The sequence below is a fragment of the Nocardioides sp. NPDC006303 genome (assembly GCF_040613175.1).
Lineage (GTDB): Bacteria > Actinomycetota > Actinomycetes > Propionibacteriales > Nocardioidaceae > Nocardioides.
In genome coordinates this window covers 180,810-196,201 of the sequence record NZ_JBEXRR010000007.1, presented here as the reverse complement: position 1 = coordinate 196,201, position 15,392 = coordinate 180,810, and the positions used below count along the sequence as shown (strand labels likewise).

The window sequence follows — 15,392 nt, the reverse complement described above, 5'->3', positions numbered from 1 at the left end:
GCCTCGTTGACGAGGGTGTGGAGCTGGGGGTAGGCCTCGAAGTGCGGGGGCTTGAAGTAGTCGGTCCACAGCACCCAGAGGTGGTGCTTGACCAGTTCGGAGCGCTGCTCCTTGATGAGCACCGCGCGGGTGCGGAAGTCGGGGTCGTCGCTGTCCAGGGCCTTGGCGATGACGGCCTTGACGGACTCAGCCTCGATGCGGGCCTGGGCGGGGTCGTAGACGCCGCAGGGCAGGTCGCAGTGGGCCGAGACCTCGATGGTGGGAGCGAAAAGTCGCGCGAACATGCGGGTCCTCTCAAAGAGTGTTCATGTGTCCTACGGATTGCGACACTACTCCGCATGGAAGACACCGCGGCCAGGGCACCCCGACACAGCTGGGGGATGGCGAAGGTCGTAGGGGTCTCGATGGAGCCGACGCTGCGGGCGGGGGACCGGTTGTGGGTCTCCTACGGACGTACGCCGGTGCCCGGGTCTGTGGTCGTCGCCCGGCTCGCCGACGGGGCGGTCGTGGTGAAGCGGGCCGTGGAGCGGCGTACGACCGCATCCGGGCGTCCCGCGTGGTGGCTGCTCTCCGACAATCCGGCCGCTCCCGGGGTGATCGACTCCCGTCACCGCGGGCCGGTCGCGGACGCCGACATGATCGGTGTCGTCGTCGCCCGACTCTGGCCGCGCCCGCGCATCCTGGGGCGAATCTCTGGATGAGGGCTCCAGATGAGGGCTTCGTCACCTTGTAGGAAACATCAACCGCTTCCTCCGGTAGCCTGTGGGAAACTTTTCGCCATCCGGGCATCACATCCCTGTAGATGGCGCCTTGCGCGGCTCCACCCCTCGGCTCGCGTTCGACCGCCCGACGTCCGAGTCCGTAGTTTTCTGGAGGCCCCCAATGACCGAGTCCACCCTGTCCACCGAGACCACCGCCTATGACGGCGACCCGGTGTTCGAGCTTCACCGCGGCGGCAAGATGGCGATCGCTGCGACCGCATCGGTCTCCGACAAGGCGTCGCTGTCGATGGCCTACACCCCCGGTGTCGCCCGGGTCTGCACCGCGATCGCCGAGAACCCGGAGCTGGCCCACACCTACACCTGGGTGCCCAACACCGTCGCGGTCGTCACCGACGGCACCGCGGTGCTCGGTCTCGGTGACATCGGCCCGGCCGCCGCGATGCCGGTGATGGAGGGCAAGGCGGTGCTGTTCAAGGAGTTCGGCGGCGTCGACTCGATCCCGATCTGCCTGGACACCACCGACGTGGACGAGATCGTCGAGACGGTCATCCGGATGGCGCCGAGCTTCGGCGGGATCAACCTCGAGGACATCTCCGCGCCGCGCTGCTTCGAGATCGAGGACCGCCTCAAGGAGGCGCTCGACATCCCGGTCTTCCACGACGACCAGCACGGCACCGCCGTGGTCACGCTCGCCGCGCTGATGAACGCGCTGAAGCTGACCGGCCGCAACCCGGAGTCGACCCGCGTGGTCATCTCGGGTGCCGGTGCCGCCGGCGTCGCGGTCGCCAAGATCCTGCTCGAGTTCGGCATCAAGGACCTCGCCCTGCTCGACCGCAAGGGCGTCATCTCCTCCACCCGCTCGGACCTGACCGCGTCGAAGAAGGCGATCGCCGAGGTGACCGCGGACGTCACCGGCCGCTCGGGCTCGCTGGCCGACGCGCTGGCCGGCGCCGATGTCTACGTCGGCGTCTCCGGCGGCACCGTCCCCGAGGAGCTCGTCGCGACCATGGCCCCGCAGGGGATCGTCTTCGCGATGGCCAACCCGAACCCGGAGATCCACCCGGACGTGGCGCACAAGTACGCCAGCATCGTCGCCACCGGGCGCTCGGACTTCCCCAACCAGATCAACAACGTCCTCGCCTTCCCCGGCATCTTCCGGGGTGCGATCGACGTGCACGCCTCCTCGATCACCGAGGGCATGAAGCTCGCCGCCGCGCAGGCGCTGGCCGCATTGGTCACTGACGAGCTCTCCGCGGACAAGATCATCCCCGAGCCGTTCGACCCCCGCGTCGGCCCCGCGGTCTCCGCTGCGGTCGCCGAGGCCGCTCGGATCGACGGCGTCGCTCGCGCCTGAGCGTTCCTTCGGAAAGGGATGCAGGCGAAGGCACACATCCCCGGCGGAGCTCCTCTGGGGATGTGTCCCGCGATCTGCACACCTTGATCGAGGAACCGTCCAGGTCGGTAGGGTCGGGCGCATGTTCGCTGCGTACGCCGAGAAGTTCTCATCCGACGATCCGATCTCCGGCCTCGTGCTGGGGGAGCGGCCCGACCCTGTCGCTCCGGACGGGTGGACGACGGTCACCGTCAAGGCGGCCTCGCTCAACCACCACGACCTGTGGTCGCTGCAGGGGGTCGGGCTCAAGGCCGAGGCCCTGCCGATGATCCTGGGCTGCGACGCGGCCGGGCTCGACGAGGACGGCAACGAGGTCGTGGTGCACTCGGTGATCTCCTCGCCCGACTGGACCGGCGACGAGACCCTCGACCCGAAGCGGTCGCTGCTCTCCGAGCGTCACCAGGGCACCTTCGCCGAGAAGGTGATCGTGCCGCGGCGCAACGTCGTGCCGAAGCCCGCCGGGATGTCGTTCGAGGAGGCCGCATGTCTACCGACGGCATGGCTGACGGCCTACCGGATGCTGTTCACCCAGGGCGGGCTCAAGGCCGGCGACTCGGTGCTGGTGCAGGGCGCGGGCGGCGGAGTGGCGACCGCGGCGATCACGCTCGCGCGGGCGGCCGGCCTCAAGGTCTACGCGACCTCGCGCGACGAGGCGAAGCAGAAGCGTGCCCTCGAGCTCGGCGCCCACGAGGCCCTGCCGTCCGGGGAGAGGCTGCCGGTCAAGGTCGACGCCGTGATCGAGACCGTCGGGCGGGCGACCTGGAAGCACTCGGTGCGCTCGCTGCGTCCGGGCGGGGCGATCATCATCAGCGGCACCACGTCGGGGGCGAACCTCGACGACGCGATGCTGACCAACATCTTCTTCCTGCAGCTGAAGGTGATCGGCTCGACGATGGGCACCCGCAACGAGCTGGCCAGCCTGGTCTCGCTGCTCGAGGCCACCGGCGCCCGCCCGCTCATCGACCGCACCATGCCGCTGACCGAGGCCAAGGCCGGCTTCGAGGCGATGCACGCCGGTGATCTCTTCGGGAAGGTCGTCTTCACCCTGTGATGCCTGCGGTGTGACGTACTGCCGTGTGACGTACGGAATATCGTTCGACTCTCCCCGGTTCAACAAGGGACCATTGAGTGTCACTGCCGGGGGGCTCGAAAAGTTTCTCGTGGCGTGATGTCGAAATCGGCCCCGCCCGTTCGATCTATGTATAGAGCGGGCGGCACCGGGCCCCTGCGTACGACCCGAGGAACTCGTCATGACTGCTGCCGTCACAACATCGCACCGTCCCGTGGACGGTGAGAAGCGGCGTACGCCTGCCGTCATCACTCTGCTCGTGCTGGCCACCTTCGTGGTGATCCTCAACGAGACGATCATGCTCAACGCGATCCCGAACCTGATGGACAGCTTCGGGGTCACCGAGCATGCCGCTCAGTGGGTCTCGACCGCGTTCATGCTGACCATGGCGTCGGTGATCCCGGTGACCGGCTGGTTCCTGCAGCGGGTGACGACCAGGACGGCGTACGCGACGGCCATGGCCGTCTTCATCGCCGGCACCCTGATCTCGGCGATCGCACCGGTTTTCGGGATCCTGCTCGCCGGCCGGGTAATCCAGGCCGCCGGCACCGCGGTCATGATGCCGCTGCTGATGACCACGCTGATGACGGTGGTCGACGAGCACGACCGGGGCCGGGTGATGGGCAACGTCACCATGGCGATCTCGGTCGCGCCGGCACTGGGCCCGACGATCTCCGGGCTGATCCTCGGCTTCGGCTCGTGGCGCCTGCTCTTCCTGCTGGTCCTGCCGATCGCCATCGGGGTCGCGTGGTCCGGGCTGCGCCGGCTGGAGAATGTGGGCGAGACCTCCGAGTCGACCGTGGACTGGGCGTCCGTGGTGATCGCCGCACTCGGGTTCGGATCTCTCGTCTACGGGCTGAGCCGCTTCGCCGAGGGTGAAGTCGGGCGTCCGGTGGTGATCGCCGCCGTCGGCGCGGTGCTGATCGTCGGGTTCGTGTTCCGCCAGCTCCACCTGCAGCGGGTCGGCACGCCGTTGCTGGACCTGCGCGCGTTCCAGCACTCCACCTTCACCAAGGCATTGGTGCTGATGGCGATCGCGTTCCTGGCGATGATGGGCTCGATGATCCTGCTGCCGCTCTACCTGCAGACGGTGCGCGGCCTGTCTCCGCTGATGACCGGTCTGCTGGTCATGCCCGGTGGCCTGGCCATGGGTCTGCTCGGGCCGACCGTGGGACGGATCTTCGACACGTACGGTGGCCGGGTGCTCGTGATCCCGGGCTCCGTCGGCATCGTGGTCGCTCTCGCCGGGCTCTCGCAGATCTCGCTGACCACGCCCTACCTGCTCGTGCTGGTGCTCCACCTGGTCCTGATGGTCAGCCTGGCGGCTGCTTTCACCCCGGTCTTCACTCTGGGCCTGGGGTCGCTGCCGTCGCACCTCTACTCCCACGGCTCCTCGATCCTGGGCACGCTCCAGCAGGTCGCGGCCGCGTTCGGCACCGCCCTGGCGGTCACCGTGATGTCCGTACGCAGCGACCAGGTCATCGACGAGGTCGGTGCCGTCGCGGCCCAGGTGAGCGGCCTGCAGGCCGCGTTCATGGTCAGCGCCGCGCTGGCTCTGATCGTGGTCGTGATGGCCGTTCTGCTGCCGGCTCGCGCCGAGGGGTACGGCGAGTCTGACGAGGAGTCTGCTGAGTCTGCTGAGGACTCTGCCGCGGATCCGGACGGCGATATCGATGCCGAGCTCGCCGAGCTGTGCGAGCACGGGCGCGAGCCTGCTGTGTGTGGCTGCTGAGTCGTCGTATTCCTGTGTAGGAATACCCGGTTAACCGGGTATTCCTACGACTCCGAGCGCCACTGATAGACACCGATCAGCAGCATCCTCAGCTGCGTGCGCACGGTGGCGACGATCTGCTCCTCCTGCTCGGGGCGGGTGGTGGAGAGGATCTGCTCGGCGGTAGCGACCAGGACGGTCACGAACAGCGACGAGAGCACGTGCAGGTCCTTGGCCGTCCAGGTGTCGGTGCCGGTCATCAGCGCCAGATCGGTGGCGAGCTCGCGCTCGCAGAGCTCGATCTCGCGTCGAATGGCGTCGCGCACCGAACGCGGCCCAGCGACACGCTCGCGGGCGATGAACCCGAAGTGGTCGCGGCGGCGGTGAACGTGGTCGACGAGGGCGTCGATCGAGCCGTCGACGATGTCCTGATCGGCCCGGGCGTTGCGGCGTACGTCTCGGAAGAGGTCGCGCAGCGAGTCGAAGGACTCCTCGACCAGCGCCAGCCCGAGCGACTCGATCGAGTCGAAGTGGCGGTAGAACGCGGTCGGCACGATGCCGACCTGCTTGGCGACCTGGCGTAGCGAGAGAGCCGTCAGCGAGCTGTCGGTGCACAGCTCCAGCGTCGCGTCCAGGATCGCTCGCCGGGTCCGGAGCTTGCGCTCCGCACGGCTCTCCGGCTCCGCACCCGTATCGATCACCGGACCATCCTAGGCGCAGCGGCCGGTGGACCGTCAGGTGCACACCTGTACACCGTGATCTGGACCACGTCCGCGGCGTCTTGACGCGTGCTGCGATCACCCGCCATGGTTGTCGGTGTACAGATGTTCACTGAAAGGCGAAACACATGGCACTCGACCTCGGCGGCCGGATCCTCCGCTCCCGCACGGTTGCGGCGCTCGCCTCACCGCACGGCATCGACCGCTACCTGACCCAGATAAACCCGATGCTGGCCGCGCACGAGGTGCGCGCCCGCATCACCGACATCCACCCGGAGGTGAGCGCGCCTGGCGCGCCCCGGGTGGCGACCGTGACGCTCCAGCCCACCTCGACCTGGCGCGGCCACCGCGCCGGCCAGCACGTCAGTGTCGGCATCGAGACGGGGGAGGGGCGACGCACCACCCGCGTTTTCACCGTCTCCAACACCGAGGGGAAGCCGGGTGAGCCGCTCACCATCACGGTGCGTGCCCACGACGACGAGCACGCGACCCCCTACAGCATCTCCAAGTACCTGACCGAGCGAGCCACTGTCGGCACCCTGGTCCACCTGTCCCAGGCCGAGGGTGACTTCGTCCTCCCCGACCGGGTGCCCGAGCACATCCTTCTCATCTCCGGGGGCTCCGGCATCACCCCGGTGATGTCGATGCTTCGCTCCCTGCAGCGGCGTACGCACCGGGGCAAGGTCACCTTCCTGCACTGGGCGCCCGGCGCCGACCGCCAGATCTTCGCCGACGAGCTCGAGGAGATCCGTCACCAGGGCCACGGCGTCGACCTGCACATCCTCCACACCGCCGACGGGGCGCCCTACCTCTCCCCGGCGCTGCTGGAGAAGCTCGTCCCGGGCTACCGCGAGGTGCCGGCCTGGGCCTGCGGGCCGGCGTCGCTCATCGAGGCGGCTCAGGCGGCGTACGAAGGGACCGAGTCGCTTCGGGTCGAATACTTCAAGCCGCCCAAGAACGCCGGCGTGGCCGGCGGCGAGATGGAGTTCGCGCGCACCGGCAAGACCGTCGCCAACGACGGCGCCACGATCCTCGACCAGGCCGAGGCCGCGGGGCTGACCCCCGAGTCCGGCTGCCGGATGGGGATCTGCTTCTCCTGCACGACCAACAAGAGCTCCGGACGGGTCCGCAACGTCTTGACCGGCGAGACCTCCGAGCTCCCCGACGAACAGATCCGGATCTGCGTGAGCACGCCCGAGGGCGACTGCTCCGTGGACCTCTGACGATTCCTTCAAGGAGACACCCCCATGACCACTGTTGAGAAGACCGGCAACCGCCGGCTGAGCCCCGCGGAGCTGGAGGCGTTCGGCGCCGAGATGGACGCCATTCGCCAGCGGATCTTCGCCGACCTGGGCGAGAAGGACTCGGCGTACATCTACGACATCGTCAAGAAGCAGCGCGCCTTCGAGCTCGCCGGCCGCGCGCTCTTCTACCTGCCCGTGATCGGCTGGGTCCCGGCCGTCGCCTGCCTGTCGATCTCCAAGATCCTCGACAACATGGAGATCGGGCACAACGTCATGCACGGCCAGTACGACTGGATGGGCGACCCCGACCTCAACTCGCGCATGTTCGACTGGGACACGATGGCGCCGGCCGACAACTGGAAGTACGGCCACAACTACATGCACCACACGTTCACGAACATCCTGGGCAAGGACCGCGACGTGGGCTACGGCATCCTCCGGATGGACGAGGACCAGAAGTGGCACCCGTACTACCTCGGCAACCCGCTCTACGCGTTCCTGCTGATGACGTTCTTCGAGTGGGGCGTGGCGCTGCACGACCTCGAGGTCGACGAGCTCGTCGCCGGTCGCCGTACCTGGGCCGAGAACAAGGAGATCGGCGCCCGGATCTGGCGCAAGGTGAAGAAGCAGACGCTCAAGGACTACGTCCTCTTCCCGCTGCTCACCGGTCCGCTCGCGCCGCTGACCTTCGCGGGGAACTTCACCGCCAACATCATCCGCAACGTGTGGACGTTCAACATCATCTTCTGTGGCCACTTCCCGGCCGGCGTCGCCTCCTTCTCGCAGGAGGAGTGCGAGGACGAGACCCAGGGTCACTGGTACTACCGCCAGCTCCTCGGCTCCGCGAACATCACCGGCGGGCGCACCTTCCACATCATGTCGGGGAACCTGTCCCACCAGATCGAGCACCACCTCTTCCCTGACCTCCCGGCGCGTCGCTACCCGGAGATCGCCGAGGAGGTCCGTGAGATCTGCGAGCGCTACGGCCTCGCCTACAACACCGGCCCGTTGCACCAGCAGCTGTGGGGCGTCTTCAAGAAGATCTGCAAGTACGCCCTCCCCGACCGCAAGAAGCCGGCTTCTGCCGCGGTCGAGAGCGTTCCCGCCCTGGAGGGGGTCGCGGCATGACGCCTGACCAGCCACAATGGGTTGTCATGGAGCCCGAGCTGAGCAAGAACGAGATCCGCAAGGATGTCGCGCAGAGCGCCGTCGAGGTCACCGCCACCACCGTCGGCCAGGTCACCATGATCATCACCGGTGCCGTACGCGACGTGGCCGGTGCCATCGGTGGCCTCGCCACCGAGCTCTTCGAGCTCCGTGCTGCCGCCAAGCGTGCTGAGAAAGACCTCGCCGAATAGGTAGTTCTGCCGGCCGAATCCGCAGTTGTGGGCGACGAAACCATCGTTTCGTCGCCCACAACTGATTTCTCGTCCGCCACAGCTGCGGACTCGGCGGAGGTCAGTCCTCGGGGTCGTCGAGGCGGGCCAGCCAGGTGGCGAGGCGCTCGATGGGGGTCTCGTGCTCGGGGTGTACGTCGACGAAGGCCTGGAGCTGCTCGGCCAGCCAGGCGAGGGTGACCTCCTCGTCGCCCCGACGGGTGACGAGCTCCTCGATGCCGCGGTCGGTGAAGTACATGGCGTCAGTCTTTCATTCTGCGTTCAGTGGTGCGTCGGAGGCCGGGCCTCCGGAGAGGCCGCGTACGACCATGCCGAGGGTGGCGTTGATGAGCCGATCACGCTCGGAGTCGGGGCAGGTGCGGTAGGGCCCGTCGATGAGCAGGACCGCGAGGCCGTGGACGGCGGACCAGGCAGCCGTCTCGGCGTCGGGGCGCAGCTCCGGAGCCAGCCAGCCGGCCTCGACCAGATCGTCGAGGGCCGTGGTGAGGAAGGCGTAGGGCGGCGCTTCGGCGAGGATCGCGGACATCTCCCCGGGCGGGTGTGGGTCTCCGTCGTGCGGGCGGAGGAAGGCGGTGCGGAACAGGCCGGGCTGAGCGAGCGCGAAGCGGATGTAGCCGCGCCCGGCCGCCGCGAGGCGCTGCACAGCGGCCTCGGCGGGATGCGGAGCCGGCTTCTCGGCGGCCAGGAGGTCGAGGATCGTGGCGGCCAGGCGGTCCATGGCCTCGTGCTTGGCGGCGACGAGCAGGTCGGCCTGGTTGGCGAAGTGGCGGTAGGTCGCGGTCGGGGTCACGCCGACAGCGCGGGCCGCGGCTCGGATGGTCACCGCGTCCGGGCCGCCTTCCTCGGCAAGCGTCGCGGCCGCATCGACCAGTGCGTTCCGGAGGTCGCCGTGGTGGTAGGGCCGGGCGCCCTCGTCCGAGCTCTCTGAGGGTTTCACGGAATTCATGTTGACACCTGCCCACATCAAAGGGAAAGTTAACACCTGCAAAGTTTACGCCTGCCCACATTCATTCTGGAGGAATCGTGTTCCACCGACTCGGCACCCTCGTGGTGCGAAATCCGCGCCGGGTCCTGGTGATCGGCCTGGTCGCCCTCCTCGGCGCGATCTATCTGGCCACCTCGGCCTTCGGCAAGCTCGACGACGCAGGCTTCGACGACCCCGCCTCGGAGAGCAGCCGCGCGGCCACCGCGCTGGAAGAGGGCTTCGGCAACGAGGCCGGCTTCCTCCTGACCGTCAGCGCCGCCGACAGCGCGGTGACCGAGGGCACCGCCGCGAAGGACGCTCAGGCGCTCGTCGACCGCCTCCGAGCCGACGACGACCTGACCGACGTCGTCTCCTACCTCGACGCCCCTGGTCCCGGCATGATCTCGGACGACGGCACCCACGGCCTGATCTCCGTCGGCGCGAAGAACCCGGACACGGTCGACGCCGCCGCGGTGATCGACCGCTACACCGACGAGACCGCGGCCGACGGTGCCACGACGGTCCACGTCGGCGGCCAGCTCGCGACCTTCGAGGAGGTCGGCAGCCAGATCGGCGCCGACCTCGCCCTAGCCGAGGCGATCGCGATCCCGCTGATGATCGCGCTGCTGGTCCTCGCCTTCGGCAACGTCGTCGCCGCCGTCGTCACGATCGGAGTCGGCGGGTTCGCCATCGCCGGCACCTTCGCCGAGCTCTCGGTGCTAGGCAACTTCACCGATGTCTCCATCTACGCCCTCAACCTGACGACCGGCCTCGGGCTCGGCCTCGCCGTGGACTACGGACTGCTGATGGTGGCGAGAGTCCGCGAGGAGCGTGCCGCCGGAGCGGAGCACGCCGACGCCGTCGTGCGCGCCGTGGAGACCGCCGGGCGGACGATCGTCTTCAGCGCCACCACCGTCGCGGTCTCACTGGCCTCGCTGCTCGTCTTCCCGCTCTACTTCCTGCGCTCCTCGGCGTACGCCGGCATCGGGGTCATGGTGATCACCGCGGTGGTCGCGGTGGTGCTGCTCCCCGCCACGATCACGCTCCTGGGCGACCGGATCGACGCCCTCCGCGTCCCGGGCGTCCGCGGTCTCCGCGGTGGCGCCGCCCCGTTCTGGACCCGGCTGGCTGGCTTCGTCACCAGGCGGCCGTGGGTCGCGCTCCCCGTCGTGGCCGTCCTGCTCGCGATGGCCGCGCCGCTGGCCGCCATCGAGTTCGGCACCCCCGACGACCGAGTCCTCCCAGCATCGGCGGGGAGCCGCCAGGCCGGCGACCTGCTGCGCGAGGAGTTCGATGGCGACGGCACCAGCCCCATCCGCGTCGTGACCACCTCGACCGTCGAGGACGAGAGCCTGGCGACGTACGCCGCCGACCTCTCCCGGGTCGACGACGTCGATCGCGTCGACACCCGCGTCGGGACGTACGTCGACGGCACCCTCGCCTCGAAGACACCGGCCCTCCCGCCCGGTGACGGGGCGGACGAGCTCGCCGTCGTCAACCAGCTCGACCGTCAGTCCGAGGAGGCGCGTGACCTGGTCCGTGACGTACGCGCCGTCCCGTCACCAGCCGGGACCGAGGCGTTCGTCGGTGGCGGCGCCGCGGAGCTGCTGGACTCCCTCGACGCGATCGGCGCCAAGCTCCCGTACGCCGTCGGCGGGCTCGCGATCGCGATGGTGGTGATCCTGTTCCTGTTCACCGGCAGTCTGGTGCAGCCGCTCCGGGCGCTGGTGCTCAACGTCATCGGTCTCGGCGCGACGGTCGGGACGACCGTGCTGATCTTCCAGGAGGGATTCGGTGCCGATCTGCTCGGCTTCACCGCGATGCCGCTGAACGTCTCGATGGTCGTCCTGCTGCTGGTGATCGCGTTCGGGCTGTCGATGGACTACGAGGTCTTCGTGCTCGGCCGGATCACCGAGATGCGCCGACGCGGTCTCGGCAATGTCGAGGCGGTCGTGCAGGGGCTGGCCCACACCGGCCGCATCGTCACCACCGCCGCCGCCCTGATCGCGACCAGCTTCTTCGCGTTCATGGTCAGCGACATCAGCTTCATGAAGTTCTTCGGCCTCGGGGTTGGCCTGGCGATCCTCATCGACGCGGTCCTGATCCGCGGCATCCTCCTCCCGGCAGCCATGCGGGTGCTCGGGGAGGCGGCCTGGTGGGCACCGCGACCGCTGCGGCGCCTGCACCGCAAGGTCGGGCTCAGCGAGGAGCCGGTCCCGGTCCCCGTCTGAGACGACCGGAGCGAGGTCGAGCGGCGAGCTTGCTCGTCCGCGCGCGCCGAGCGAGGGAGTTACCGCGCGAAGCGCGGACCAAAACCACGCCGAGTCGGCGCGTCAGAACGCGCCGACTCGGCATTGGGTTCGATCCGGGGATCAGGAGAAGGCGCGGTCGATGAGCTCCTTCTGCTCGACCGTGTGCCGCTTGATGGTGCCGACGGCGGTGGTGGAGGAGGCCGGGCGGGTGATCGGCTCGACCTCGCGGCCCAGCTCGGGGACCACGTTGAGGTAGTAGCTCGGCCACGGGCCCTGGTTGAAGGGCTCGTCCTGGACCCACTTGACCTTCGCGTTCGGGTACTTTGCGAGCTCGGTGGCCAGCTCCTCGGTCGGCCACGGGTAGAGCTGCTCGACGCGGACGATCGCGACGTCGTCGCGGTCCCGCTTCTTACGCTCGACCGTGAGGTCCCAGGTCAGGCGGCCCGAGACCAGCAGGACAGTGCTGACCTTCGAGGCGTCGGCCTCGGTGTCGGGGATGACCGGCTGGAACGAACCCGAGGTGAAGTCGGCCGGCTGGGAGGCGGCCTCCTTGCGGCGCAGCATCGACTTCGGGGTGAAGACGATCAGCGGCCGGTGCTCGGCGCCGAGGGTGTGCGTACGGAGCAGGTGGAAGTAGGAAGCCGGCGAGGACGGCTGCGCCACGACCATGGCCTCGTCGGCGCACAGCGTGAGGAACCGCTCGATGCGCGCCGAGGAGTGGTCGGCACCCTGGCCCTCGTAGCCGTGCGGCAGCAGCAGCACGACACCGGAGTCCTGGCCCCACTTGGTCTTGCCTGCGGAGATGTACTCGTCGATCACCGACTGGGCGCCGTTGACGAAGTCACCGAACTGGGCCTCCCACAGGACCAGCGAGTCCGGCCGCGCGACCGAGTAGCCGTACTCGAAGCCGAGGGCTGCGTACTCGGAGAGCAGCGAGTCGTAGACGTAGAACTTCGCCTGGTCCTCGGTGAGGTTGTTGAGCGGCGTCCACTCGTCGGCGTTCTTGCGGTCGATCATGGTCGCGAAGCGCTGCACGAAGGTGCCGCGACGCGAGTCCTGGCCGGCCAGGCGCACCGGGCGCCCGTCCATCAGGAGCGACCCGAACGCCAGCGTCTCGCCGGTGCCCCAGTCGATGCCGCCGTCGGTGATCTGGGTCGCGCGACGCTGCAGCTGCGGCATCACCTTCGGGTGGACCGTGAAGCCCTCCGGCGGGGTGACGTACGCATCCGCGATCCGCTTCAGCACATCGTTGGTGATCGCGGTGACGGTCTCGCCGGCAGGCTTCTCGGGGTAGTCCGGGACGGTCTCCCAGGCCTGCGGCATCTTGTCGGCCTCGCGCACCTCGGTGAAGACCTGCTCCAGGCGAGCCTGGTAGGCGGCCAGCACCTGCTCCGCCTCCTCGATCGTGATGTCACCACGACCGATCAGCGACTCGGTGTAGAGCTTGCGGACCGAGCGCTTCTGCTCGATCAGGTCGTACATCATCGGCTGGGTGAACGACGGGTCGTCGCCCTCGTTGTGACCGCGGCGGCGGTAGCAGATGAGGTCGATGACGACGTCCTTGTTGAACGCCTGGCGGTACTCGAAGGCGAGCCGCGCGACGCGCACGCAGGCCTCCGGGTCGTCGCCGTTCACGTGGAAGATCGGCGCCTGCACCATCCGCGCGACGTCGGTGGCGTAGAGCGAGGAGCGGGAGGAGCCCGGCGAGGTGGTGAAGCCGACCTGGTTGTTGATGACCAGGTGGACGGTGCCACCGGTGCGGTAGCCACGCAGCTGGGACAGGTTCAGCGTCTCCGCGACCACACCCTGGCCGGCGAACGCGGCGTCACCGTGGACCAGCAGCGGCAGGACCGGGAAGACCGCGCCCTGGTCGAGCACGTCCTGCTTGGCGCGGGCGATGCCCTCCAGGACCGGGTCGACGGTCTCGAGGTGGGACGGGTTGGCGGCGACGGAGACCTTGATCGTGTCGCCCAGGTCGGAGAGGAACTCGCCCTCGGCACCCAGGTGGTACTTCACGTCGCCGGAGCCCTGGACCGTGCGCGGGTCGATGTTGCCCTCGAACTCGCGGAAGATCTGGTTGTAGGACTTGCCGACGATGTTGGCGAGCACGTTGAGGCGGCCGCGGTGGGCCATACCGATCGTGACCTCGTCCAGACCGGCCTCGGCGGCGGCCTCGCAGACCTCGTCGATGACCGGGATCGCGGTCTCGCCACCCTCGAGGGAGAACCGCTTCTGGCCGACGAACTTGGTCTGCAGGAAGGTCTCGAAGGCCTCGGCCTCGTTGAGCTTCGACAGGATCCGGAGCTGCTCCTGGCGGGGGGTCTTGTCGTAGGGCCGCTCGACGCGGTCCTGGATCCACCGGCGCTGCTCGGGGTCCTGGATGTGCATGTACTCGATGCCGGTGGTGCGGACGTAGGAGTCACGCAGGACACCGAGGATCTCGCGCAGCTTCATGAACGGCTTGCGGCCGCCGGCGAAGGAGCCGACCGGGAACTCGCGGTCGAGGTCCCACAGCGTCAGCCCGTGCGACTCGATCTGCAGGTCGGGGTGCGAACGCTGCTTGTACTCCAGCGGGTCGGTGTCGGCCATCATGTGACCACGCACGCGGTGGGCGTGGATGATCTCGCCGACCTTGACCTGCTTGGAGATCTGGTCGTCGTGGGTGGTGTCGATGTCCTGGTTCCAGCGGATCGGCTCGTACGGGATCCGCAGCGACGCGAAGATCTCATCGTAGAAGTCGTTCTCACCGAGCAGGAGCCGGTGGACGGTGGCCAGGAACTCGCCGGACTGGGCGCCCTGGATGACCCGGTGGTCGTACGTCGAGGTCATCGTCATGATCCGCGAGACCGCGTTCTGGGCGAGCTTCGAGGGGGAGGCGCCCTGGAACTCGGGCGGGTAGTCCATCGAGCCGACACCGATGATCGCGGCCTGGCCCTGCATCAGCCGCGGCACCGAGTTGTTGGTGCCGATGCCGCCGACGTTGGTCAGGCTGACTGTGGTGCCGGAGTAGTCGGCCATGGACAGCTTGTTGTCCTTGGCCTTGCGGACGATGTCCTCGTACGCGGTCCAGAAGCCGGCGAAGTCCATCAGCTCGCAGCCCTTGATGGACGGCGCCACGAGCTGGCGGGTGCCGTCCTTCTTCTGCTGGTCGATGGCCAGACCGAGGTTGATGTGCGGCGGGGTCACCTGGGTCGGCTTGCCGTCGACCTCGGCGTAGGTGTTGTTCATCGCCGGCATCGCCTTGATCGCCTTGATGATGGCGTAGCCGATGAGGTGGGTGAAGGAGACCTTGCCACCGCGAGCGCGCTTGAGGTGGTTGTTGATGACCGTGCGGTTGTCCCACAGCAGCTTGACCGGCATGTTGCGCACGGAGGTCGCGGTCGGCACCGCGAGCGACACGTCCATGTTCTTGGCGGTGGCGGCGGGGATGCCGCGCAGCGTGGTGTAGGTCGGCTCGTCGGTGACGGCGACGGCGGTCGGCTTCGGGGCGTCCTTGGGGGTGGGCGTCGCGGTGCCCTTGGCCGGCTCGGCGGCCTGCGCGGCGGGGCGCGGCTTCGCCTTGGGGGCCGGAGCCGCCTTGGCGGCAGGCGCCTCTGCGGAGGCAGGGGTGGTCGGCGCGGGCGCGGTGGCCGGCGCGGGGGAGACCGGAGCCTTGGCTGCGGGCGCGGCGGCGGGCGTCGCCGGGGCGGCGGCGCCGTTCGGCGACGCGCCAGGCTGTCCGTTGGTCTCGAAGAACTTCACCCACACGGGGTCAACACTGCTGGGATCCTTCGTGTACTGGTCGTACATCTCCTCGACCAGCCACTCGTTGGCGCCGAATTCCGCGGGGATGTCGGCAGTGTTGGGGGACGGGGTGCCTGAGGACACGGCTTGATTCGCCTCTTCCGAATTTTCGCACTGTAAGAAATGGGTTGCCCACTG

General features: G+C 68.6%; 13 protein-coding genes. 8 read left to right on the top strand and 5 right to left on the bottom strand.

The window, feature by feature from the left end; genetic code table 11:
• Positions 1 to 284, bottom strand: a 284-nt coding sequence (gene sodN, locus ABZY89_RS08625; RefSeq protein WP_355226321.1) for a superoxide dismutase, Ni, incomplete at its 3' end; no start/stop codon positions are given.
• Between the two features lie 54 nt (positions 285 to 338).
• Between sodN and ABZY89_RS08620 the strand changes: the two genes are divergently transcribed.
• From ABZY89_RS08620 to ABZY89_RS08605, 4 genes are all read left to right on the top strand, one after another.
• The gene (locus ABZY89_RS08620) at positions 339 to 701 is read left to right on the top strand and encodes a S24/S26 family peptidase (RefSeq protein ID WP_355226319.1); all 363 of its coding nucleotides are present in this window, start codon (positions 339 to 341) and stop codon (positions 699 to 701) included.
• 181 nt (positions 702 to 882) lie between these two features.
• Positions 883 to 2,076, top strand: coding sequence for an NADP-dependent malic enzyme (locus tag ABZY89_RS08615; protein WP_355226317.1), 1,194 nt, complete (start codon positions 883 to 885; stop codon positions 2,074 to 2,076).
• Between the two features lie 121 nt (positions 2,077 to 2,197).
• Positions 2,198 to 3,166 (top strand): zinc-binding dehydrogenase, encoded by a 969-nt coding sequence (locus ABZY89_RS08610; protein ID WP_355226315.1) that lies wholly within the window; start codon positions 2,198 to 2,200, stop codon positions 3,164 to 3,166.
• Positions 3,167 to 3,365: 199 nt separating this feature from the next.
• Positions 3,366 to 4,916, top strand: coding sequence for an MDR family MFS transporter (locus ABZY89_RS08605; RefSeq protein WP_355226313.1), 1,551 nt, complete (start codon positions 3,366 to 3,368; stop codon positions 4,914 to 4,916).
• Positions 4,917 to 4,960: 44 nt separating this feature from the next.
• Here the strand turns inward: ABZY89_RS08605 and ABZY89_RS08600 are convergent, their stop codons facing one another.
• The gene (locus tag ABZY89_RS08600) at positions 4,961 to 5,596 is read right to left on the bottom strand and encodes a TetR family transcriptional regulator (RefSeq protein WP_355226311.1); all 636 of its coding nucleotides are present in this window, start codon (positions 5,594 to 5,596) and stop codon (positions 4,961 to 4,963) included.
• Positions 5,597 to 5,742: 146 nt separating this feature from the next.
• Here ABZY89_RS08600 and ABZY89_RS08595 point away from each other — a divergent pair, with 146 nt between their 5' ends.
• The 3 genes from ABZY89_RS08595 to ABZY89_RS08585 are packed head-to-tail and all read left to right on the top strand — an operon-like array spanning position 5,743 to position 8,216.
• Positions 5,743 to 6,837, top strand: coding sequence for an iron-sulfur cluster-binding domain-containing protein (locus ABZY89_RS08595; protein WP_355226309.1), 1,095 nt, complete (start codon positions 5,743 to 5,745; stop codon positions 6,835 to 6,837).
• Between the two features lie 24 nt (positions 6,838 to 6,861).
• A complete protein-coding gene (locus ABZY89_RS08590; RefSeq protein WP_355226308.1) occupies positions 6,862 to 7,986 on the top strand; it encodes an acyl-CoA desaturase in 1,125 nt (374 codons plus the stop codon).
• A gap of 26 nt (positions 7,987 to 8,012) precedes the next feature.
• Positions 8,013 to 8,216: a hypothetical protein gene (locus tag ABZY89_RS08585; protein WP_350659651.1), complete on the top strand. Its 204-nt coding sequence runs from the start codon at positions 8,013 to 8,015 to the stop codon at positions 8,214 to 8,216.
• A 100-nt stretch (positions 8,217 to 8,316) separates the two neighbouring features.
• On the opposite strand, the gene ABZY89_RS08580 is transcribed toward ABZY89_RS08585, so the two are convergent.
• Both ABZY89_RS08580 and ABZY89_RS08575 read right to left on the bottom strand, forming a co-directional pair.
• Positions 8,317 to 8,493: a DUF6104 family protein gene (locus tag ABZY89_RS08580; RefSeq protein WP_183543693.1), complete on the bottom strand. Its 177-nt coding sequence runs from the start codon at positions 8,491 to 8,493 to the stop codon at positions 8,317 to 8,319.
• Positions 8,494 to 8,505: 12 nt separating this feature from the next.
• Positions 8,506 to 9,192, bottom strand: a complete 687-nt coding sequence (locus ABZY89_RS08575; protein ID WP_355226305.1) for a TetR/AcrR family transcriptional regulator — start codon at positions 9,190 to 9,192, stop codon at positions 8,506 to 8,508.
• Between the two features lie 86 nt (positions 9,193 to 9,278).
• Between ABZY89_RS08575 and ABZY89_RS08570 the strand changes: the two genes are divergently transcribed.
• Entirely contained in the window at positions 9,279 to 11,450 is a 2,172-nt protein-coding gene (locus tag ABZY89_RS08570; RefSeq protein WP_355226304.1) for an MMPL family transporter, read from the top strand.
• Between the two features lie 141 nt (positions 11,451 to 11,591).
• Here ABZY89_RS08570 and ABZY89_RS08565 read toward each other — a convergent pair whose 3' ends face one another.
• On the bottom strand, positions 11,592 to 15,338 hold the full coding sequence (locus tag ABZY89_RS08565) for a multifunctional oxoglutarate decarboxylase/oxoglutarate dehydrogenase thiamine pyrophosphate-binding subunit/dihydrolipoyllysine-residue succinyltransferase subunit (protein ID WP_355226302.1): 3,747 nt from the start codon (positions 15,336 to 15,338) through the stop codon (positions 11,592 to 11,594).
• Positions 15,339 to 15,392 lie beyond the last annotated feature (54 nt).

What these genes read in the sequence shown, in the direction of transcription:
- ABZY89_RS08620 (WP_355226319.1), top strand. Translation starts at nt 339, where the DNA reads ATGGAAGACACCGCGGCCAGGGCACCCCGACACAGCTGGGGGATGGCG.
- ABZY89_RS08610 (WP_355226315.1), top strand. Translation starts at nt 2,198, where the DNA reads ATGTTCGCTGCGTACGCCGAGAAGTTCTCATCCGACGATCCGATCTCC.
- ABZY89_RS08615 (WP_355226317.1), top strand. Translation starts at nt 883, where the DNA reads ATGACCGAGTCCACCCTGTCCACCGAGACCACCGCCTATGACGGCGAC.
- ABZY89_RS08605 (WP_355226313.1), top strand. Translation starts at nt 3,366, where the DNA reads ATGACTGCTGCCGTCACAACATCGCACCGTCCCGTGGACGGTGAGAAG.
- ABZY89_RS08585 (WP_350659651.1), top strand. Translation starts at nt 8,013, where the DNA reads ATGGAGCCCGAGCTGAGCAAGAACGAGATCCGCAAGGATGTCGCGCAG.
- ABZY89_RS08590 (WP_355226308.1), top strand. Translation starts at nt 6,862, where the DNA reads ATGACCACTGTTGAGAAGACCGGCAACCGCCGGCTGAGCCCCGCGGAG.
- ABZY89_RS08595 (WP_355226309.1), top strand. Translation starts at nt 5,743, where the DNA reads ATGGCACTCGACCTCGGCGGCCGGATCCTCCGCTCCCGCACGGTTGCG.
- ABZY89_RS08580 (WP_183543693.1), bottom strand. Translation starts at nt 8,493, where the DNA reads ATGTACTTCACCGACCGCGGCATCGAGGAGCTCGTCACCCGTCGGGGC.